The following is a 22,276-nucleotide window of genomic DNA, read 5'->3' as shown; positions in this document are numbered from 1 at the left end:
ATATGAATCGGTAATGATGCGACTCATTACTATTCCATTTGTAATAAAGTACGCAGCCCTGCCGCTTTGTTGTCGATTTCCTGCCACTCTTGCTCGGGGTCGGAGCCACGGACAATGCCCGCGCCAGCATATAATCGCACGACATTGCCGCTAATTTTTGCTGAGCGCAGGGAAACGCAGAATTCGCTTTGTTGTAACGAAAGATAGCCCGCGGAACCGGCATACCATTCACGGGTGAACGGTTCGTGACGGGCGATAAACTGCCGCGCCAGGTCACGCGGTAATCCCGCAACCGCAGCCGTTGGCTGCAACTGATGTAAACAGATCACATCATCCGCTTTGTTGAGTGAAGTCCAGATACAGCGGCGCAGATGCTGCACTTTACGCAGACGCAGTACCTGCGGTGGTAAAACATCCAGCGTCTGGGTATCGGCCTGCAATCGTTGGCAGATATCTTCCACCACCAGCATGTTCTCGCGCTGGTTTTTATCATCCGCCATCAGCCACTCACCTAACTGCTGCGCCTGCTTATCATCAGGATGATTTGCTACCGTTCCCGCCAGCGCTTCAGTACGCAGCGCTTTGTCACGCCGCCGCCATAACCGTTCCGGTGAAGAACCAAGAAAAGCATTTTCGCTATCAAAGGCCATGTAAAAATGGTAGCAGTTCAGATTGAGCCGACGACTGGCAGCCATCATCGCCGCCGCATTAACCGGACTTGCGAAATGCAGGTCAGTAGCCCGTGCAAGAACCACTTTGTCGAGTTCACCTTCGGCGATAGTTTGCGTTGCCAGTTCGATTAATCGCGTCCAGCCCGTTTTGTCCGGCCAATGTTGTTCTCGCGTGGTGGTTAAATGTAACCCTGGCAGGGGCTTGATACTCACCAGTGTAGCGATAAATTCTTTTGCCTTTATCGCATCGTGCTGAAGGGAGCTTTCGCTGAATAGCGTCAGCCGCAGCGTGGCTTTACCGCCACAGCGTTGCCATTCCAGGCGTGGTAAAAGTAAATTGCCCTGCGACGGGTCAAATGCATTCAGCCCCCAGATGCGTAAGTCGGCATGTTCCGGGTGCTGGTGAAGAAAACGTTGCGCCTGGTCCAATGATGTAAAATGGGTAATCGCGCCCAGGACGGCAGCTTCTTCATCACCATTACGTTGTTGCCAGTAGAATTGCGGGTACGTTTGCTGACTGGCCAGCCAGCTCAAGGCATCAAAAGCGTCTTTGAGAGGGAAAGGAATATCGAAAATCCGGATGCCTGGTGCTACCGGAAAAGATTGCGATAACTGGCGCAACAGACTTTCCAGCGCCGTGGTGAGTGATTGCACGCGGACCTCTCCCTGTTAAAAGCCTCACATTATACGGGGTACTAACACAAAAAAGCAGTACCCCAGTTTAGGGAGGAAGGCAACCAGGTGAAATTATCGACGCGCGAGCAGTAATCCCATTACAAGGCCAACAGCAGCACCTACACCAATTCCCTGCCAGGGTTTTTCATGGACATAATCATCCGCACGATAAACCGCTTGCTTCGCCCGATAATAGTAATTATCGGAAGCATGGCTGACGCGTTTTTTAACATCCTCCAGCGCTTTTTCAGCCCGTGCTTTTAACTCGATATATTTTTGGTCGGCGGGGTCGCCAGAGGAGCGAAGCACCTCTTCCAGTGTTTCGCTCAGCAACGTCAGGTCATCATCGATACGTGTTTCACCAAATTGATTAGACATTCGCGTTCTCCATTTATGTAAAACCTGTCACTAACTATAGACAACAGTTATCGATTACGCCTGAATGACCTCGCGCGCCATCCCGATGTGGGGAATACCATCTTCCTCGTAAATTTCGGTCACCGGGGTAAAACCAAAACTATGGTAAAAGTTTTGCAGATGTGCCTGAGCACCAAGATAGATGGGCTTCCCAGGCCAGTAACGGGCACATGACTCAAGTGTTTTGTTCATCAGCTGCTGGCCCACTTTTTCACCGCGCCAAGCTTTGCTGACGATCACCCGACCAATCACTACCGGTTCGAGATCATCATCGCTTTTCAGAATCCTCGCATATGCCACCAGTTCCCCGTTTTGCCAGCCAAGAATATGGCGGTTTTCTCCCACCAGGTCGTCGCCATCAATATCCTGATAAGGACAGTTTTGTTCAACGACAAATACTGCACAACGCAGTTGTAATAAAGCATAAAGCTGAGAGACGTTGAGTTCGGAATTATGCAGATCTTGCCAGTCAATCATCGGGCGCTCCTTTGTGATGTTTGTTTTATACTAGCCGCAATACTTTTGAAAAATGTGATGGTCTCATGGAATTAATTTTTTTAGGTACGTCTGCGGGTGTACCGACCCGGACTCGAAATGTCACAGCGATATTACTCAACCTGCAACATCCAACCCAGGCCGGCCTGTGGTTATTTGACTGTGGTGAAGGTACGCAACATCAATTGCTAAGCACAAGTTATAATCCCGGCAAACTGGATCGGATTTTTATCAGCCACTTACATGGCGATCATCTTTTTGGCTTGCCGGGTTTGCTTTGCAGCCGCTCTATGGCAGGGAGTATGCAACCGCTCACTATTTACGGACCAAAAGGTATTCAGGAATTTGTAGAAACCACCCTACGGTTGAGCAGTTCCTGGACGGATTATCCGCTGGACGTCATTGAAATCAGTGCAGGAGAGATCCTGGATGATGGCCTGCGCAAGGTGACCGCGTACCCGATGGAACACCCACTGGAGTGTTATGGTTTTCGCATTGAAGAGCATGAAAAACCTGGCGCATTGGATGCTAAAGGGTTAAAAGCGGCAGGCGTGCAGCCCGGTCCCCTGTTTCAGGATTTAAAAGCGGGCAAAACAGTAACCCTGGAAGACGGCAGGCAAATTAACGGTGCTGATTATTTAGCGCCAGCAACGCCAGGAAAAGTGCTCGCTATTTTTGGTGACACAGCACCCTGTGATAACGCGCTTGAACTTGCCCGACACGCAGACGTGATGATCCATGAAGCAACCCTGGATATGTCGATGGAAGCTAAAGCTAACAGCCGGGGGCACAGTTCGACGTGTCAGGCAGCAACATTGGCGCGAGAAGCCGGTGTAAGTAAATTGATTATTACCCATATCAGCTCACGTTATGACGATAAAGGCTGTCAGCGTATGTTACAGGAGTGCCGCGATATTTTCCCGGCAACCGATCTGGCTCACGATTACGCAGTTTTTAGCGTTTAACGCTGTATTTTTTGTCCTCACTGCCGATAACTGTTTTGTTACAGGCTTTCGCTGAGGACAGGATGGACAATTTCCAGAAAGATATTGATGACAGAGCCAATCTGACTCTGTCTAACCGCTTTGAATTATTACTGTTTCGGCTTGGCACATCGCCGCAGGCAGAGAAATCAGAGCTGTTCGGAATAAATGTTTTTAAGCTGCGCGAAATCATGCCGATGCCACAATTTATCCGCCCGGCAGGTATGAAATCACCGCTTCTCGGCATGGTTAATATTCGCGATCAAGTCATTCCAGTACTGGATCTTCCTGCCATCGCTGGTTGTCAGCCGCAAAGTGGGCTGAATATTTTACTTATCACCGAATACGCCCGCAGTGTGCAGGCATTTGCAGTGGAATCTGTAGAGAATATTGTTCGTCTCGACTGGCAACACGTCCATACCGCAGAAAAATCTATCAATGGTCGATACATCACCAGCGTCGCCAGTGTTGATGACACCAGCCTGGCGATGGTTCTTGATGTTGAGCAAATTCTTTACGATATCGTGCCTTCAAGCCACGGCTTACGCGTCTCGCAGCTTGCTGCTCCTGCTATTCCGCTTGCTTCTGGCGCGGTAGCTCTTGTGGCCGAAGATTCAAAAGTCGCCAGGGCACTGCTGGAGAAAGTCCTTAATACCATGCAGATCCCACATGTGATGCATATCACTGGAAAAAGTGCCTGGGAGAATATTCAGCAACTCGCCAGGCAAGCGAAAGAGGAAGGTGTTCCTGTCAGTGAAAAAATAGCGCTGGTACTTACCGACCTTGAAATGCCAGAAATGGATGGATTCACCCTTACCCGGTTGATTAAAACAGATGAACAGTTGAAGAAAATCCCGGTGATCATCCACTCATCGCTTTCAGGCAATGCGAATGAAGATCATGTGCGCAAAGTTAAAGCAGATGGTTACGTGGCAAAATTTGAAATGAATGAGTTATCTGCCGTTATTGAAGAAGTATTAAAACGTGCCGCACAAAATACTGCGGGGCTGTTGGTCAGCCACCAGTAAGCCCACTAAAAAATATCGCCGTCGATAAACATATCGACGGCGAATAATCATAAATATTAACGTGACAAGCTTTCAGCTAATCCTACCAGTTGTATAAATTCAGCACGGTAACCGTATTGATCTGCACCTTTACCTTCCTGCGCCCAGCTTTGAATCTGCTGCCACGAGGTTTTGTTCAGGTATTCCGAGCCGCGCAGTTTTTGCCCATAGGCCGCTACTGCCGATAAGAAATGCATATCTGGCGAAGCCCTGGAAAAGTTGCGAGTCACTGCACTGGATATAATTGGCATCTCAACCAGACGACTGCTTTCACCTTGTGGTGCTTTATACCGCAATTTCACCCACATTAATTCATTACTGTTACTGGTCTGTGTTGATGCAGGAGATTTGCCATAACGTAATTTATCAACTGAAGCTTGTTGCCCGGCAAGGGTTAACTCAAATAAGACAGTAACATGTTTGCCCGCACCTATATCGCCAGCATCTACGGCATCGTTATTAAATTCATCCGCCCGTAGCTGTCGTTTCTCATAGCCAATCTGGCGATATTCAATAACTTGTTGTGGGTTAAATTCGATCTGTGCTTTAACGTCCTTTGCCACAGTGACCAGGGTCTGATTCATCTCATTGCTGAGTACTTTTTGTGCTTCCGATAATGAATCAAGGTAGCTGTAGTTACCGTTTCCGGTATCGGCTATTTTCACCATCATCGCTTCGTTGTAATTATTATCTCCTACACCAAGGGTGGATAGTGTAATACCACTTTCACGTTGTTTTTTTACTAAATCCTCAACTGACGAGGGATCATCTCCAATATTAAAGTCGCCATCTGTTGCCAGTAAAATGCGATTGACGCCCCCTTTTATATACCCCGCCTGTGCCTGCTCATAAGCCATCGCCACTCCGGCGCCCCCATTAGTACCACCACCTGCCTGAAGGTTTGCGATGGCATTGAGAATGGTGTTTTTTTCCGCTCCTGATGTTGAGGACAACAATAACCTGGCAGAACCTGCATAAGTAACAATTGAGATACGATCCTGGTCGCGTAATTCGTTAACTAACAATTTAAGTGAGGATTTAATTAATGGCAGACGCTCATCTGAGTTCATGGAACCGGATGTATCAATAAGAAAAACTAAATTCGTAGGCGGTAATTTGCTACGCGCAATATCGTTGGCGGCAATATCCAGCCGCAGCAAGGTGTGTTTCTCATTCCACGGTGCGGGAGTAAGTTCATAGTTGATGCTAAAAGGAGAATTTTCTTCACAACCTTTGCATCCAGGAATATTTTTCTTTGTTGCTTCGGTTAAAGGAAAGTAGTTAACCAACTCTTCAACACGCACGACATCTGCACCAGGTAATGAACCCGTTTTCAGAAAGCGCCGGACATTGGCATAACTTCCTGTATCAACATCAAAGCTAAAGGTCGCCAGCGGTTCTTGTGCGGTTTGTTTTATCGGGTTAGCTTCATGATGTGTGTAACGGGCGGTATTTTGTTGCAATTGACCTTGTTGCACTGGTGAAGGTGCGTATGCACTCATGGTCACATAATGCCATCTTTCCTCTGCTTGTGGAGAGCTGACTGAGGAACTGCATCCACTAAGTAGCACTCCACATATAGATATTATGTATATTTTATTGACACGCATATAAATTCCTTTTATTTGACAAAACCAGAGAGGCAGCAAACATAGCCTCTTAAGAAAAATTAGCCAATCAAAATATATTCATAAAAATAATTAGCGGATTATTCCTGGAAAGCGATAAATCATGAAAATAACCACCAATATATCATATCGTTTTTTGTATACGTCATAACATTACGATAACTTATTTAAATACCCTCCAGATATCATTAATAAAAATTTATGATATTACAAACAAAATAATTCACTGCAAATATAACTCACTACAAAGAAGTCATTTTTTACTCAGAAGTAAGATATTTCTCGAGCTGGCTCCAGAAAAATAACCTCCTCAGTTTTATTCTGCGGTAAGTGTTTTAAGATATGCAAAATAAAATCTAACGGAGGGAAAACAAATGGGAATGATTGGCTATTTTGCGGAAATCGACTCAGAAAAGATTAACCAACTGCTTGAGTCAGCTGAAAAACCTTTAATGGACAATATTCATGACACGCTTTCAGGATTACGCCGACTGGATATTGATAAACGCTGGGATTTTTTACACTTTGGCCTGACGGGCACCTCTGCTTTTGATCCAGCTAAGAATGATCCGCTGAGTCGTGCTGTGCTTGGTGAACACAGCCTCGAAGATGGCATAGATGGTTTCCTGGGGTTGACCTGGAATCAGGAGTTAGCTGCGACAATCGACCGACTGGAAGCTCTTGACCGAAATGTGCTGCGTAAACAGTTTTCCATTCAGCGACTCAATGAAATGGAGATTTATCCGGGAGTAACCTTTTCAGAAGAGTTAGAGGGGCAACTCTTTGCTTCGATCATGCTCGATATGGAAAAATTAATTAGTGCTTATCGGCGTATACTGCGACAGGGGAATCATGCGCTGACGGTTATTGTTGGGTGATTCAGCTGGTAGCACAATGGAAAGTGGATGTCTGGAAGTTTAAATGAAGCATTCGTATTAAAAGCTGGATATAATGCAAAAATATTTTATCCAGCTTACGAATGATTTAGCTTCGTTTCAACCTGTAGTATAAGGCTTTAAGGTTATTGTAATGAAATTGAAAAAAGCATTGGACTACACATTTCTGATTAACAAATTAAAAGCTCAAGGAATTATATTCTATGCAGGTTTGAGTGAGGCCGAGATTACTGCCATTGAGCAAACTTTTAATTTCCGCTTTCCACTCGATTATAAAGCATTTTTGCATAATGCTTTGCCAGCGACTGAAGGTTTTATTCACTGGCGGCAAACTCTGCACTCTGGAAAAATGGAACGCGAGGTGAAACAGAGATTAAAAATTCCTTTAGATGGTATATTATACGATGTTATGAAAAACAATTTTTGGTTTGATATATGGGGAGAAAAACTACTTAATTTAGATTCACGTAAAGATCATTTTGATAAAATCTCAAACCAATGCCCAGTTTTGATTCCTTTATATAAGCATCGATATATGTCTACATCTTCGTATACTGGTGGTAATCCCGTGTATTCAATATATAACAGCGATATCATCTGTGCTGGCAACGATCTGTCATCCTGGATAAAAACGGAATTCAACCTGTCATTACCTGGAAATTATCAGACAGATAAAAAGCCTGTTCAATTTTGGGATGATTTTTTATAAATCGTGTCCGTTGTGGCGACGTGGGAAAATCTCAATATTATCCTTTACAAATTGCAGTAATATAGCGTCGGCTTCACTATCCAGTTGTTCACAGTGCTTCATAAATTTTTTAAATTTATCATCTTTAATGATGTTATTATGGTCTTTGCCTTGTACTCTTAACTCATCATAACGATTTCTCGCCACAACAATAACTTCAGCCATTTCATCTAAGCCTACTACCTGTAATTGTTGGGGGACATTTTCTATCTCATAATATAACGCACTATCCAGCCCTTCCCATCCCCAATAGTTACGCCATTCACATACCAGCATAAAGGCTTGTAATTGTGGAGGTAGCGACTGGAATGCCTTAAAACCAAACCAGAATTGGCATGTCAGATTCCATTCATATGCTATTGCTAATTCTATGTTACTTAAAGCATCTCCGGTATCCTTATTTTTACGCAAAATCAATTCCGTCAGTGTATAGCGCTGTTCATCAATACGCCGTAGTGCTTCTGCAATATCATAGTTTGTCGCCAGTAAAACATTCTCTGCTTCCTGATGAATGACATCTGCTTTTGCAGTCAATATATTGATTTGATCAATATGAAACAACTTAATGGCTTCATCAACATCACCACCCGTCTTCTCTAACAAACGCCTGGCAGCCTGGATACCGACAGGTACGTTCTCCCGAAGTGTGCGAATCTCACTTAACCATTCCATTGGTTTTCCTTGTGTATTGTATTAGGAAGTGAATCATTATACTTCGACGCAGATATAGATTTATATGTTCTTTTTATTAGCAACAATTAACACCATAAAAAAACCGCCGAAATCGGCGGTTTTTTTACATCAACACTCAACCTTACATCAGCGGCATTGCTAACCGCACAATGCTAATCAGCGGTTGCGGCCATACACCCAGCACCAGTACCAACAGTGCAGAGATCAGCACCACGATACCACCTGCGCTGTACTGCCAGTTTGACGGTGCATCGCGACCCGGTTGCTCCGGGGCGTGCAGGTATAAGCTCACCGCTACGCGCAGGTAGTAGTAGAGGCCGATTGCCGAACCGACAACCACCGCGCCCACCAGCCACCACAAGTGTGCCTGGACACCGACCGCCAGCACATAGAACTTACCGATAAAGCCCAGCGTCATTGGGATACCCGCCAGAGACAGCATCATCACCGTCATCACTGCCGCGAGGATCGGACGATGCCAGAACAGACCGCGGTAAGAGAACAGGGAATCAGCATCCGGGCCACGGTACGGGCTGGACATCAGGCTGACTACGCCAAATGCGCCGAGGCTGCTGAACAGATAACCGGCCAGGTAAACCCCTACCGCTTCCATCGACATCTCGCCAGTTTGCAGCGCAATCAGCGCCACCAGCAGATAGCCGAGGTGAGAGATAGACGAGTAACCGAGCAGACGTTTGATATTGGTCTGGCTCAGTGCCATCAGGTTACCGAAGATGATAGAGGCAAAGGCGATAATCGCCAGCACCACGCGAATCGCTTCGCTATCACCCACTGGTGCGTAGAGGAACAGACGCATCACCACGCCGAAGATAGCGATTTTGCTCGCCGTCGCCAGGAAGGTAGAAACCGGCGCAGGCGCGCCCTGGTATACGTCTGGCGTCCACAGGTGGAACGGCACCAGAGAGAGCTTGAAGCCGAGGCCGACAATCATCAGGCCAAAACCTGCCAGCAACAGCGGCTCGTTGAGCATGCCGTCGCCAAGGTTTTTACCCAGTGCAACGAACGACAGGTCGCCAGACTGCGCGTACACCAGTGCCATACCAAACAGCAGGAAAGAAGACGCTGCAGCAGAAAGGATGGTGTATTTGATACTGGCTTCCAGCGAACGTTTCTGGCGGAAAGCGTAACCGACCAGGCCAAACAGCGGCAGAGAGATCAGTTCAATACCGAGGAACAGAGACGCCAGGTGATTGGCATTCGCCAGCAGGATCCCGCCCAGAGCGGCAATTAACACCAACAGGTAGAACTCGTCCTTGTTGTCGTTATAGCCTTCAAGCCACGGGTAGGCGAAAGTACAGGTGGCGAGGCTCGCCAACAATACAAGCCCAGTGTAAAGCATGGCGAAACCATCAACGCGCATCAGCGGCGTAACGTCCATAGCGCCCGCCTGGCCGACAAACCAGAGCGAAACCAGCGCCGCGTTAAGCCCAATAACCGAGAGCGTAGCGTTGAGGAAATGATTGCGTCGCCACGCAATGGAGAGCATCACAACCACCACCGTCAAGCCGACGATCAGCAACGGTAGCAGTGCGATCAGGTTTTGTGGAGTTATTGTCATGGCGATTTACGGCCTTGTAGTAGTAACGGAATTAACAAACCACTGCTGGATATTGCCAATCGCGGAATGCGAGGTATCCAGAATCGGCTGCGGATAGAAGCCCAGCAGTACCAGCAGCACCACCAGCAACAGGATCATAAACAGCTCACGCAGCGACATCCCTGGCAGTTCTTTGCTGGCAATCTCGCTTTTCGCTTTACCGAAGTAAGCGCGATGAAGCATCGCCAGCGAATAAACAGAAGCAAAGACCAGCCCGAAGGTAGAGATAACGGTAATCATCGGGACAACCTGGAAGCTGCCGAACAGGATCATAAATTCGCCGACGAAGTTACCGGTGCCTGGCATCCCAAGCGTTGCCACTGCAAAGAACAGCGACAGTGCTGGCAGCCATTTCATTTTGCTCCACAGACCGCCCATCATGCGCATATCGCGGGTATGGATACGCTCATAAAGCTGACCGCAGAGAATAAACAGACCCGCCGCCGACAAGCCGTGAGCAATCATCTGAATGACCGCGCCCTGGTAGGCCAACTGGCTGCCGGTGTAGATAGCAATCAGCACGAAGCCCATGTGGGAAACCGAGGTGTAGGCGATCAGACGTTTGATATCGGTCTGGGCGAAGGCCATCCACGCACCGTAGAAGATGCCGATAACACCCAACCACATGGCGATTGGCGCGAACTCTGCCGACGCGTTCGGAAACAGTGGCAGAGAGAAACGCAGCAAACCGTAAGCGGCGGTTTTCAGCAAGATCCCCGCGAGGTCAACGGAACCGGCAGTCGGTGCCTGAGAGTGCGCATCCGGCAGCCAGCCATGCAGCGGAACCACCGGCATTTTCACTGCGAAGGCGATGAAGAAGCCCAGCATCAACAGATATTCCACGCCGTTAGACATCGGCGTATTCAGCAGCTCTTCATAATTGAACGTCCAGACACCGGTCGCATTGTAGTGAACAAAAACCAGCGCCAGGATAGCAATCAACATCACCAGACCACTCGCCTGGGTGTAAATGAAGAACTTGGTTGCCGCCGTGATACGCGTTTTACCGTCAGAAGCTTTATGCCCCCAAAGTGCGATCAGGAAGTACATCGGCACCAGCATCATTTCCCAGAAAAAGAAGAACAGGAACATGTCGATGGCAAGGAACACGCCGATAACGCCGCCCAGGATCCACATCAGGTTGAGGTGGAAGAAGCCCTGATATTTTTCGATCTCTTTCCACGAACAAAGTACCGCCAGCACGCCGAGCAGACCGGTCAGCACGACCATCAGCAGCGACAGACCATCAATGGCGAGATGAATAGAGATACCAAAACGCGGGATCCATGGCATGTCGAATTCAGACTGCCACTGCGGAATTCCGGCGGATTGCGTCAGTGAATAACCGCCCTGCAACCACAGTTGCAGCGACAGCGCCAGCGTCAATCCCATGGTGATCAGCGCGATCCAGCGTGGCACCTTGACGCCAAAGCGTTCGGTCTGCCAGCACAGGAAGCCGCCAATAAAGGGAATTAATATTAGCCAGGGTAGTAACATGGCGATCTTTATTCCTTGTAAAAGTCCCGTCAGGACCGGATTTTCAACGAATTCTCACGACAGAAAATTCTCTTCGGACCGGGGGTAGTGTCGGATACACCGCCAAGACGGCTTATCCGACCTACGTTCTTATATGCCCAGGGGCAATCCCACAATCCTTAACTCAACGCAGTACCATCAACAGTGCCAGCACCACGACCGCACCGATGCTCATGGATGCCACATACCAGCGCAGGTAGCCGTTCTCACTGAACAGCAGACCTTTACCCGCAAAGCGCGAGAGAACCGCCGGAATGTTCATCATTGAGTTCAGCGGATCGCGTTTCAGTAACCAGGCAATACCCAGGAACGGCTTGACGAACACTATGTCGTACAGCCAGTCAAAGCCCCAGGCGTTGTACCACCAGGTACCCAGCAGACGGCCCGGCGCACTGTTGGCGATGGAGGTCACCAGAGTACGTTTACCCAGCCACAGCCAGGCTGCCAGCAGAATGCCAACCACCGCGACCACGCCTGAGGTAATTTCCAGGGTCAACATGCTGCCGTGCGCCAGTTCCGTAGTTTGCGGAAGCACGCCCTGCAGCGGCGGTACAATCAGTGCGCCAACGAAGGTGGAAAGGATCAGCAGCACAATCAGCGGCAGGCTGTGAGTAATCCCTTTCACGGCGTGAGCATGAATTTGTTCTTTCCCGTGGAAGACGATGAAAATCATACGGAAGGTGTAGAGAGAGGTCATAAACGCACCGACCAGACCTGCCACCATCAGATTGATATGACCATTCGCCATCGCACCGGCGAGGATCTCATCCTTACTGAAGAAGCCCGCAGTAACCAGCGGCAGTGCCGACAGTGCTGCACCACCCACCAGGAAGCAGAGATAAACCAGCGGAATAGATTTACGCAGACCGCCCATCTTGAAGATGTTCTGTTCGTGATGGCAGGCCAGAATGACGGAACCGGATGCCAGGAACAGCAGCGCTTTAAAGAACGCGTGGGTCATCAAGTGGAAAATCGCCGCATCCCATGCCTGTACGCCAAGCGCAAGGAACATGTAGCCAATCTGGCTCATGGTGGAGTAAGCGAGAACACGTTTGATGTCGGTCTGTACCAGCGCGGCAAAACCGGCCAGCAGCAGCGTAACTGCCCCGACAATACCCACCAGATGCAGAACTTCCGGGGTCATCAGGAACAGGCCGTGGGTACGGGCGATCAGGTAGACACCCGCGGTTACCATTGTTGCAGCATGGATCAGCGCGGAGACAGGCGTCGGGCCCGCCATCGCGTCGGCAAGCCATGTCTGCAACGGCAACTGCGCAGATTTACCGACCGCACCGCCCAGCAGCATCAGCGTCGCCCACATCAGCATGTTATTGCCGTCAGCAAAGTGCGCTGGTGCCAGTTCCACCATTTCGCGGAAGTTCAGGGTGCCCAGTTCGTTGTAAAGAATGAACAGCGCGAAAGCGAGGAACACGTCACCCACACGGGTCACGACGAACGCTTTCATTGCCGCTGCACCATTCTTCGGATCGGTGTAATAGAAACCGATCAACAGATAGGAGCACAGGCCAACGCCTTCCCAGCCGAGGTACATCAGCAGCAGGTTGTCGGCGAGCACCAGAACTACCATACTGGCGATGAACAGGTTGGTGTAAGCGAAGAAGCGAGAGTAGCCCTCTTCACCACGCATGTACCAGGAGGCGTACATGTGAATAAGGAAACCGACACCGGTGACTACCGAGAGCATGGTCAGCGACAGGCCGTCCAGCACCAGATTGAAACCGATATTAAAGTCGCCTACCGACATCCACGTCCACAGCGGCTGGCTGTAAGGCTGCTCGCCGTTAGCGAAAAAATCGACGCCGATAAAGGCGGTTACCAGCGCCGCCAGGCCCACAGAGCCTACGCCGACGATCGCTGAGACGTTTTCAGACCAGCGCCCACGGGAGAACGCCAGCAGGACGAAGCCAATCAATGGCAAAATAATGGTTAAGGCAAGCATGTTCATCCGCGCATCTCACTTACTGAATCGATGTTCAGGTTCTGGCGACGACGGTGAAGTTGCAGCAGCAGCGCAAGGCCGATACTCGCTTCCGCCGCCGCGAGGCTGATGGCGAGAATGTACATCACCTGACCGTCGGTCTGGCCCCAGTAGCTTCCGGCGACCACAAAGGCCAGCGCAGAGGCGTTAATCATGATTTCCAGACCAATCAGCATAAAAAGCAGATTGCGACGGATAACCAGACCGGTTAAACCAAGAACGAATAAGATTGCCGCGAGGATCAGTCCATGTTGTAAGGGGATCATGCGTGCTCCTCCGTTTTTCTTTTCGCGCTGTCGTCTTTACGATTGCTCAGCACTTCACCCGCACGCTCTTCACGACCGACGTGGAAGGCCACAACCAGACCAGCCAGCAGCAGCATAGAAGCCAGTTCCACCGCCAGTACATAAGGCCCGAACAGCGTGATACCTACTGCTTTAGCACTGATTGGCGTACCGTCGATACCCTGATCGTTAACACCGAGAATGGCGTAAACAATCACCACCAGCATGATGGCTGACAAAATTGCCGGACCAATCCACACCTGCGGTTTCAGCCACTGGCGTTCCTGTTCGATTTCCGAACCGCCCAGGTTGAGCATCATCACCACGAACACGAACAGCACCATAATGGCACCCGCGTAGACGATAATTTCCAGCGCACCGGCGAAGTAAGCGCCCAGTGAGAAGAACACCCCGGAAATCGCCAGCAGCGAAATAATCAGGTACAGCAATGCGTGTACCGGATTGGTATGGGTGATCACTCGCAAGGTCGCAAGTATGGCTATCAGGCCACAGATATAAAAAGCGAACTCCATTGCCCCTCTCCTTACGGTAACAGGCTCTTGACGTCGATAGGCTTGGCTTCGTTCTCTGCTTCGCCCTTATCTTTGCCGTCGATTGCCATACCTGCCATCCGGTAGAAGTTATATTCCGGGTATTTGCCCGGACCGGAGATCAGCAGATCCTCTTTCTCATAAACCAGATCCTGGCGCTTGTATTCCCCCATTTCGAAATCCGGGGTTAACTGAATAGCCGTAGTCGGACAGGCTTCTTCGCACAGACCACAGAAAATGCAGCGTGAGAAGTTGATGCGGAAAAATTCCGGATACCAGCGACCGTCTTTGGTTTCTGCTTTTTGCAGCGAGATACAGCCGACCGGGCAGGCTACCGCGCAGAGGTTACAGGCTACGCAACGCTCTTCGCCGTCCGGGTCGCGGGTCAGAACGATGCGACCACGATAACGGGGCGGCAGATAGACCGGCTCTTCCGGGTACATTCGCGTTTCGCGTTTGGCGAACGCGTGCAGGCCGATCATCCAGATACTACGAACCTGGGTGCCGAAACCTACTAACAATTCTTTTAAGGTCATGGTCTTAGTGCCCCTTATTGCGCCTGCCAGAGAATGACAGCCGCCGTTACCAGCAAGTTGATCAGCGTCAGCGGCAGGCAGATTTTCCAGCCGAAGGACATTACCTGGTCATAACGCGGACGCGGTAACGACGCACGAATCAAAATGAACATCATCATAAAGAACGCGGTTTTCAGCGCGAACCAGATGAATGGCGGTAAGAACGGGCCTTGCCAGCCACCGAAGAACAGCGTCACCATCAATGCGGAGATGGTCACAATCCCGATGTATTCGCCCACGAAGAACAGACCGAACTTCATGCCGGAATATTCAATGTGGTAACCATCCGCCAGTTCCTGCTCGGCTTCCGGCTGGTCAAACGGGTGACGGTGACACACCGCCACGCCCGCGATGGCAAAGGTAATAAAACCAAAGAATTGCGGGATGACGTTCCACACGTGCGCCTGGCTGTTAACGATGTCGGTCATGTTGAATGAACCGGCCTGCGCCACCACGCCCATCAGGGAAAGCCCGAGGAACACTTCGTAGCTCAGGGTCTGCGCAGAAGCACGCATCGCACCCAGCAGCGAGTATTTGTTGTTACTTGACCAGCCCGCAAACAGCACCGCGTAAACCGCCAGACCTGCCATCATCAGGAAGAACAAAATCCCGATGTTCAGGTCGGCAACCACCCAACCCGGACTGACTGGCACAATCGCAAAGGCCAGCAGCAGCGAGGTAAAGGCAATCATCGGTGCCAGAGTAAAGATGACGCGATCCGAGAATTTCGGGATCCAGTCTTCTTTAAAGAACATTTTGATCATGTCCGCGACCAGCTGGAGCGAACCGCCCCAGCCAACACGGTTAGGTCCGTAACGGTTCTGGAACAGACCCAGCAGGCGACGTTCGCCAAAGCTCATGAATGCCCCGCAGGTGACAACCACCAGCAGGATCACCACCGCTTTGAGGATGGTCAGCAGGATCTCAATCAGTTCCGGTGATAACCAACTCATTGTTGTGCCTCCTTGAGATCCTCAAGATGCGCGCCAGCCAGCACCGGAGCAATGCCGGACATGCCCATCGGCAAGCCCACCTGCCCTGCCGTCAGCCCTTCGGCGATTTCAACCGGCAGCGTGACCGTGTTGCCATCGTAACTAAAGGAGACGCGTGTACCCGCGTTCACCCCCAACTTCGCGGCATCCGCTGGGTTGAGTTTGATGTACGGTTGCGGCATACGGCTCTGGAAGACCGGAGCACGCTGTGACAATTCATCGCTGCCAAACAGGTGGTAGTACGGCGCGATACGCCATTTCCCTTCCTGCGGCTGGAAGCGTGCCGGTACGCTGGTGAAGTAATCCAGACCGTTTTCGCTGGTTTCAAACAGACGCACGCCCGGATCGCCAAAGCGCAGTTTGCCGCCCACTTCGTCCTGGAATTTGTTCCACGCCTGCGGGGAGTTCCAGCCCGGCGCCCAGGCAAACGGCACTTGCGAACGGTGCGCGGTCGGCTGGTTGTTACCTTCCATCGAGAAGGTGAACATGGTGTCAATATCCTGCGGCTGACGCGGCTCATGAACGCTGATGTTGGCGCGCATGGCGGTACGACCGCTGTAACGGTGCGGCTCACGGGCCAGTTTCTGCCCACGAATACGGAATGTCGCATCCGGCGCAGCATCTTTGATTCCCGCCAGTTCCGGAATTTTCGCCACAACAGCGTCAATCACATGGTCGAGCTGCGTCCAGTCCACTTCACGGCTCAGCAGGGTGCTGTGCAGCGAGTGCAGCCAGCGCCAGCTTTCCAGCATCACAGTTTTGCTGTCGTAATAAGCCGGATCGTAAACCTGGAAGAAACGTTGGGCGCGGCCTTCGTTGTTGATCACCGTACCGTCGCTTTCAGCAAAGCTGGCGGCGGAAAGTACCAGATGGGCGTTTTCCATAATCGCTGTGCGTTGATGGTCAACCACCATCACCAGCGGCGCTTTCGCCAGCGCAGCATTCACGCGGGTAGCGGAAGCGTGACGATGCAGATCGTTTTCCAGCACCACCACCGCGTCGGCGCGTCCGGTTTCCAGTTCGGTTAACGCTTCTTCAAGCGATCCACCGCCCATAATGCCCAGCCCCATGCTGTTGACGGAACGGGCAATCATGGTGATACCGACGTCAGCGCCGCGACCTTTCAGGGCTTTCGCCACGTTAGCCGCTGCCTGAATCACTTCAGCGCTACCAGCGTTCGTCCCGGAGATAATTAACGGTTTCTTCGCACCTGCCAGTGCCTGCACGATGACGTCGATTTTGCTTTGCAGTTCAGGCTCGATACCGTCAACCGCTGGCGCGGAGTTATCCAGCGCATGAGCGATGGCAAAACCTAAACGCGCCTGATCTTCAACCGGTGCGCGGTAAGTCCACGCCGCGATATCATCCAGACGGGTGTCATCAACGTTAGTCACAAACAGCGGATGCTTCGCACGTTGGCCAATGTTGAGGATTGCCGCGATCTGCCAGTCAGCCACTTTCTGTGCTGCCGCCATTTCGCGTGCTTTACCTTTCACCGCCTGACGCACTGCCAGCGCAACGCGCGCGCCGGTCTGGGTAACGTCTTCGCCCAGCACCAGTACCGCATCGTAAGATTCAATTTCGCGTAAGGCCGGAGTATAAATGCCGCCTTCGCGCAGAACTTTTAGCGCCAGTTGCAGACGTTCCTGCTCACCGTGAGCGATACCGGTATAGAAGTTTTCTTCGCCCACCAGCTCACGCAGCGCAAAGTTGCTTTCCACGCTGGCACGCGGAGAACCGATGCCGATGACTTTCTTCGACTGACGCAGAATATCTGCCGCGCCCTGCATTGCCTGTTCGGCGTTGAGGGTAATGAAATCATCGCCACGACGCTGTACTGGCTGACGCGGACGATCTTTCAGGTTGACGTAGCCGTAACCGAAACGACCTCGGTCGCAGAGGAAGTAGTGGTTTACCGTACCGTTGTAACGGTTTTCGATACGACGCAGCTCGCCATAACGCTCGCCGGGGCTGATGTTACAGCCGATGGAACATTGCTGGCAGATGCTCGGCGCAAACTGCATATCCCATTTACGGTTATAACGCTCGGAGTGCGTTTTGTCGGTGAATACGCCGGTCGGGCAAATTTCGACCAGGTTACCGGAGAATTCGCTTTCCAGGGTGCCGTCTTCCGGGCGACCGAAGTAGACGTTGTCATGTGCACCGTAAACGCCCAGATCTGTACCGTCAGCGTAATCTTTGTAGTAACGCACGCAGCGGTAGCAGGCGATGCAACGGTTCATTTCGTGAGAGATGAACGGCCCCAGATCCTGATTGCGGTGGGTACGTTTGGTGAAACGGTAGCGACGGAAGCTGTGTCCGGTCATCACGGTCATATCCTGAAGATGGCAGTTACCGCCCTCTTCACATACCGGACAATCGTGCGGGTGGTTGGTCATCAACCACTCGACCACGCTTTCACGGAACTGTTTCGCTTCTTCGTCGTCAATGGAAATAAAGGTGCCATCGGAAGCCGGTGTCATACAGGACATCACCAGGCGACCACGCGTGTCTTCCGCGTTTTGGTATTGCTTCACCGCACACTGGCGGCAAGCACCGACGCTTCCCAGCGCCGGATGCCAGCAAAAGTAAGGAATATCAAGGCCCAGAGACAGACAAGCTTCCAGCAGGTTGTCCGCTCCGTTGACCTCGTATTCTTTGCCGTCTACATGAATTGTAGCCATTAGCATGCTTCCAGTTTTCTCAGTCAGAGACTGAGCGTTAATCGAAATTCGGTTACCAGCGCTCTTTCAGCAGGTTCGGCTGAATCCCATTAATCAAATGGGTATTGCTGAACGGCTGTTTGATTCCCGCCTCAAATTCTTCGCGGAAATATTTGATGGCGCTCTGTAACGGCTCCACTGCACCAGGTGCGTGGGCACAAAAAGTTTTACCCGGACCTAAGAATCGACACAGTTGCTCAAGTGTTTCGATATCGCCCGGCTGACCTTCGCCACGCTCCAGCGCGCGCAGAATTTTCACGCTCCACGGCAGACCATCACGGCACGGCGTACACCAGCCGCAGGACTCACGGGCGAAAAATTCTTCCAGGTTTCGTACCAGCGACACCATGTTGATCTCGTGATCAACCGCCATCGCCAGCGCCGTACCCAGACGGCTGCCCGCTTTACCGATACTTTCGAATTCCATCGGCAGGTCAAGGTGCGCTTCGGTCAGGAAGTCGGTGCCCGCGCCGCCTGGCTGCCAGGCTTTGAATTTCAGGCCGTCACGCATACCACCGGCGTAATCTTCGAGGATCTCGCGTGCGGTGGTGCCAAACGGCAGTTCCCACAGACCCGGATTTTTCACCCGACCGGAGAAGCCCATCAGCTTGGTGCCAGCATCTTTACTTTTCGAGATGTTCTGATACCACTCCACGCCGTTAGCAAGGATCGCCGGAACGTTACACAGGGTTTCGACGTTATTGACACAGGTCGGTTTACCCCATACGCCGGAGGTTGCCGGGAATGGTGGCTTCGAGCGCGGGTTAGCACGACGCCCTTCCAGGGAGTTGATTAACGCTGTTTCTTCCCCGCAGATGTAGCGCCCTGCCCCGGTATGGACGAACAGTTCGAAGTCGAAACCTGTTCCCATAATGTTTTTGCCAAGCAGCCCTGCTTCGGTGGCTTCGGCAATGGCACGGCGCAGATTCACTGCCGCTTCGATATATTCGCCGCGCAGGAAGATATAGCCACGGTAAGCTTTCAGCGCAAACGCGGAGATGAGCATACCTTCCACCAGCAGGTGCGGCAGTTGCTCCATCAGCAGGCGGTCTTTATAAGTGCCCGGCTCCATTTCATCGGCGTTACACAGCAGGTAACGGATGTTCATGGATTCGTCTTTCGGCATCAGGCTCCATTTCAGGCCAGTCGAGAAGCCCGCACCGCCGCGCCCTTTCAGACCAGCGTCTTTAACCTGATTGACGATCTCGTCCGGAGACAGCCCGGTCAGCGCCTTACGCGCGCCTTCATAACCGTTTTTGCTGCGATATTCGTCCAGCCACACTGGCTGTTTGTCATCGCGCAGACGCCAGGTCAGCGGATGCGTTTCGGGAGTACGGATAATGTTTTTCATTTATACCGCTCCAGCAGTTCAGGGATCGCTTCCGGGGTCAGATGCGCGTGAGTGTCCTCATCGATCATCATGTTTGGCCCTTTATCACAGTTCCCCAGGCAGCAAGTTGGCAGCAGCGTAAAGCGACCGTCAAATGTCGTTTGCCCTGGTTTGATGTTCAGCTTTTTCTCCAGCGCCGCCTGAATACCCTGGTAACCGTTAATGTGACAGACCACGCTGTCGCAATAACGGATCACATGGCGACCAACCGGCTGGCGGAAGATCTGGCTGTAGAAAGTAGCCACGCCTTCGACATCACTTGCGGGAATACCCAGAACGTCAGCGATCGCGTGGATCGCGCCGTCTGGCACCCATCCACGCTGTTTCTGAACGATTTTCAGCGCTTCAATGGACGCCGCACGCGGGTCTTCGTAGTGGTGCATCTCGTGCTCAATCGCTTCACGCTCAGCCGCACTCAGCTCAAAAGCCTCGGTTTGTGGTTGTTGATTCTCGTGCATAATTAGCGGTCCACATCTGACATAACAAAATCGATACTGCCCAGATAAACAATCAGGTCAGACACCAGGCTGCCGCGGATCGCCGCCGGAATTTGCTGCAAATGCGCATAACTCGGCGTACGGATACGGGTGCGATAACTCATGGTGCTGCCGTCGCTGGTCAGGTAGTAACTGTTGATCCCTTTGGTCGCCTCAATCATCTGGAAAGATTCATTGGCAGGCATCACCGGCCCCCACGACACTTGCAGGAAGTGGGTGATCAGGGTTTCGATATGTTGCAGCGTGCGCTCTTTCGGCGGCGGCGTGGTCAGCGGGTGATCTGCTTTGAACGGGCCTTCCGGCATGTTGTTGAGGCACTGCTCAAGAATGCGCAGACTCTGACGCAATTCTTCCACTTTCAGCATTACGCGGGTGTAGCAGTCAGAAACACCACCACCAACCGGAATTTCAAAGTCGAAGTTTTCATAGCCAGAATAAGGACGCGCCTTACGCACATCGAAGTCGATCCCGGTAGCGCGCAAACCAGCACCGGTGGTGCCCCACTCCAGCGCCTCTTTCGCGCCGTAGGCGGCTACGCCCTGGGAACGGCCTTTCAAAATGGTGTTTTGCAGCGCCGCTTTCTCATAAGACGCCAGACGTTTCGGCATCCAGTCGAGGAACTCACGCAGCAGGCGATCCCAGCCACGCGGCAGGTCGTGCGCTACGCCGCCAATACGGAACCACGCCGGGTGCATACGAAAACCAGTGATCGCTTCCACCAGATCGTAGATTTTCTGACGATCGGTAAAGGCGAAGAACACTGGCGTCATCGCACCGACGTCCTGAATAAAGGTCGAGATGTACAGCAGATGGCTGTTAATGCGGAACAGTTCGGAGAGCATTACGCGGATCACGTTAACGCGATCTGGTACGGTGATCCCGGCCAGTTTCTCTACCGCCAGAACATACGGCATCTCGTTAACGCAGCCGCCGAGATATTCGATACGGTCGGTATACGGAATGTAGCTGTGCCATGACTGGCGTTCGCCCATTTTCTCCGCACCACGATGGTGATAGCCGATGTCTGGTACGCAGTCGACAATCTCTTCGCCATCGAGTTGCAAAACGATACGGAAAGCACCGTGTGCCGACGGGTGGTTCGGACCGAGGTTGAGGAACATGAAGTCTTCATTTTCGGTGCCGCGCTTCATCCCCCACTCTTCCGGTTTGAAGGTCAGGGCTTCCATCTCCAGATCCTGTTTGGCTTTGGTCAGCTCAAACGGCGAGAATTCGGTAGCGCGCGCCGGGTAATCTTTACGCAGCGGGTGACCTTTCCAGGTTTGCGGCATCATGATGCGGCGCAAATTGGGGTGACCGTCGAAAGTAATGCCAAACAGATCCCAGGTTTCACGCTCATACCAGTTAGCGTTCGGGAACAGCTTGGTGAAGGTCGGTACGTGCAGGTCGTTTTCTGCCAGCGCCACCTTCAGCATGATGTCGCGGTTACGATCGATAGAAATCAGATGGTAGAAAACGGAAAAATCCGCGGCAGGTAACCCTTCGCGGTGTGTGCGCAGACGTTCGTCCATGCCGTGTAAGTCAAACAGCATGACGTAAGGTTTCGGCAGTTTCTTTAAGAAATCACCCACTTCCAGTAATTGTTCACGCTTGATCCACACAACGGGAACCCCGGTGCGAGTCGCCTGAACAGTAAAGGCATCCGGCCCAAAACGGTTGCGCAGTTCGCCAATCACCGGATCATCAAGATGATCGCGGGTCTGCCAGGCGGGTTCTTGCGCGGTTAAGTCGGTCATATTGTTCACCATTGCAAATGGTCCGTGGTGACTGTCGGCGCAGTAAGCTTCGCGAAATAGATTTAGGAATAAGCGAAGAAAAAT

The 22,276-nt window shown here is 51.5% G+C and carries 20 protein-coding genes; 4 read left to right on the top strand and 16 right to left on the bottom strand.

Annotation, left to right across the window (positions count from 1 at the left end; all coding sequences use genetic code 11):
- Window positions 1-29: 29 nt before the first annotated feature.
- From menF to EFER_RS04615, 3 genes are all read right to left on the bottom strand, one after another.
- Complete coding sequence (menF, locus tag EFER_RS04625; RefSeq protein WP_001191448.1) at window positions 30-1,325, bottom strand: isochorismate synthase MenF; 1,296 nt, start codon at window positions 1,323-1,325, stop codon at window positions 30-32.
- Window positions 1,326-1,418: 93 nt separating this feature from the next.
- Window positions 1,419-1,724 carry a stress response protein ElaB gene (gene elaB / locus EFER_RS04620; protein WP_000070629.1) on the bottom strand — a complete coding sequence of 102 codons (306 nt, stop codon included), beginning with the start codon at window positions 1,722-1,724 and terminating at the stop codon, window positions 1,419-1,421.
- Window positions 1,725-1,778: 54 nt separating this feature from the next.
- The gene (locus EFER_RS04615) at window positions 1,779-2,240 is read right to left on the bottom strand and encodes a GNAT family N-acetyltransferase (RefSeq protein WP_000568160.1); all 462 of its coding nucleotides are present in this window, start codon (window positions 2,238-2,240) and stop codon (window positions 1,779-1,781) included.
- Between the two features lie 65 nt (window positions 2,241-2,305).
- Here EFER_RS04615 and rbn point away from each other — a divergent pair, with 65 nt between their 5' ends.
- Window positions 2,306-3,223, top strand: a complete 918-nt coding sequence (gene rbn / locus EFER_RS04610; protein WP_000419105.1) for a ribonuclease BN — start codon at window positions 2,306-2,308, stop codon at window positions 3,221-3,223.
- A gap of 62 nt (window positions 3,224-3,285) precedes the next feature.
- Entirely contained in the window at window positions 3,286-4,269 is a 984-nt protein-coding gene (locus tag EFER_RS04605; protein ID WP_000368567.1) for a chemotaxis protein, read from the top strand.
- Window positions 4,270-4,325: 56 nt separating this feature from the next.
- Here the strand turns inward: EFER_RS04605 and EFER_RS04600 are convergent, their stop codons facing one another.
- Window positions 4,326-5,918, bottom strand: a complete 1,593-nt coding sequence (locus EFER_RS04600; protein WP_001265623.1) for a vWA domain-containing protein — start codon at window positions 5,916-5,918, stop codon at window positions 4,326-4,328.
- 392 nt (window positions 5,919-6,310) lie between these two features.
- On the opposite strand from EFER_RS04600, the gene EFER_RS04595 reads away from it, so the two are divergent.
- Window positions 6,311-6,814, top strand: a complete 504-nt coding sequence (locus tag EFER_RS04595; protein WP_000525343.1) for a YfbM family protein — start codon at window positions 6,311-6,313, stop codon at window positions 6,812-6,814.
- 151 nt (window positions 6,815-6,965) lie between these two features.
- Entirely contained in the window at window positions 6,966-7,541 is a 576-nt protein-coding gene (locus tag EFER_RS04590; RefSeq protein WP_000768412.1) for an SMI1/KNR4 family protein, read from the top strand.
- Here EFER_RS04590 and EFER_RS04585 read toward each other — a convergent pair.
- The 12 genes from EFER_RS04585 to nuoC form a co-directional block, all read right to left on the bottom strand.
- Window positions 7,536-8,252 (bottom strand): hypothetical protein, encoded by a 717-nt coding sequence (locus EFER_RS04585; protein ID WP_000455115.1) that lies wholly within the window; start codon window positions 8,250-8,252, stop codon window positions 7,536-7,538. The two genes, EFER_RS04590 and EFER_RS04585, sit on opposite strands and share 6 nt — an antisense overlap.
- 142 nt (window positions 8,253-8,394) lie before the next feature.
- Window positions 8,395-9,852, bottom strand: coding sequence for an NADH-quinone oxidoreductase subunit NuoN (nuoN, locus tag EFER_RS04580; protein ID WP_000156701.1), 1,458 nt, complete (start codon window positions 9,850-9,852; stop codon window positions 8,395-8,397).
- A 6-nt stretch (window positions 9,853-9,858) separates the two neighbouring features.
- Window positions 9,859-11,388 carry an NADH-quinone oxidoreductase subunit M gene (nuoM, locus tag EFER_RS04575; RefSeq protein ID WP_000926436.1) on the bottom strand — a complete coding sequence of 510 codons (1,530 nt, stop codon included), beginning with the start codon at window positions 11,386-11,388 and terminating at the stop codon, window positions 9,859-9,861.
- Between the two features lie 163 nt (window positions 11,389-11,551).
- Entirely contained in the window at window positions 11,552-13,393 is a 1,842-nt protein-coding gene (nuoL, locus tag EFER_RS04570; protein WP_001056633.1) for an NADH-quinone oxidoreductase subunit L, read from the bottom strand.
- The gene (nuoK, locus tag EFER_RS04565; protein WP_000612644.1) at window positions 13,390-13,692 is read right to left on the bottom strand and encodes an NADH-quinone oxidoreductase subunit NuoK; all 303 of its coding nucleotides are present in this window, start codon (window positions 13,690-13,692) and stop codon (window positions 13,390-13,392) included. The genes nuoL and nuoK overlap by 4 nt, the downstream gene beginning before the upstream one ends.
- Window positions 13,689-14,243, bottom strand: a complete 555-nt coding sequence (gene nuoJ, locus EFER_RS04560; protein WP_000393511.1) for an NADH-quinone oxidoreductase subunit J — start codon at window positions 14,241-14,243, stop codon at window positions 13,689-13,691. Before nuoJ ends, nuoK begins: the two co-directional genes overlap by 4 nt.
- Before the next feature lie 11 nt (window positions 14,244-14,254).
- Window positions 14,255-14,797, bottom strand: a complete 543-nt coding sequence (gene nuoI, locus EFER_RS04555; RefSeq protein WP_000172749.1) for an NADH-quinone oxidoreductase subunit NuoI — start codon at window positions 14,795-14,797, stop codon at window positions 14,255-14,257.
- A gap of 14 nt (window positions 14,798-14,811) precedes the next feature.
- The gene (gene nuoH / locus EFER_RS04550; protein WP_000118684.1) at window positions 14,812-15,789 is read right to left on the bottom strand and encodes an NADH-quinone oxidoreductase subunit NuoH; all 978 of its coding nucleotides are present in this window, start codon (window positions 15,787-15,789) and stop codon (window positions 14,812-14,814) included.
- Window positions 15,786-18,512, bottom strand: coding sequence for an NADH-quinone oxidoreductase subunit NuoG (gene nuoG / locus EFER_RS04545; protein ID WP_001353068.1), 2,727 nt, complete (start codon window positions 18,510-18,512; stop codon window positions 15,786-15,788). Before nuoG ends, nuoH begins: the two co-directional genes overlap by 4 nt.
- A gap of 52 nt (window positions 18,513-18,564) precedes the next feature.
- Window positions 18,565-19,902: an NADH-quinone oxidoreductase subunit NuoF gene (gene nuoF / locus EFER_RS04540; RefSeq protein WP_000789502.1), complete on the bottom strand. Its 1,338-nt coding sequence runs from the start codon at window positions 19,900-19,902 to the stop codon at window positions 18,565-18,567.
- Window positions 19,899-20,399 carry an NADH-quinone oxidoreductase subunit NuoE gene (nuoE, locus tag EFER_RS04535; RefSeq protein WP_000545042.1) on the bottom strand — a complete coding sequence of 167 codons (501 nt, stop codon included), beginning with the start codon at window positions 20,397-20,399 and terminating at the stop codon, window positions 19,899-19,901. Before nuoE ends, nuoF begins: the two co-directional genes overlap by 4 nt.
- A 2-nt stretch (window positions 20,400-20,401) precedes the next feature.
- Complete coding sequence (nuoC, locus tag EFER_RS04530) at window positions 20,402-22,204, bottom strand: NADH-quinone oxidoreductase subunit C/D (protein WP_000247878.1); 1,803 nt, start codon at window positions 22,202-22,204, stop codon at window positions 20,402-20,404.
- Window positions 22,205-22,276: the final 72 nt, after the last annotated feature.

Origin of the sequence: Escherichia fergusonii ATCC 35469, from assembly GCF_000026225.1 — a bacterium.
Lineage (GTDB): Bacteria > Pseudomonadota > Gammaproteobacteria > Enterobacterales > Enterobacteriaceae > Escherichia > Escherichia fergusonii.
Note: the sequence above shows the minus strand (reverse complement) of the source record. Positions and strands in the feature narration are given on the sequence as shown.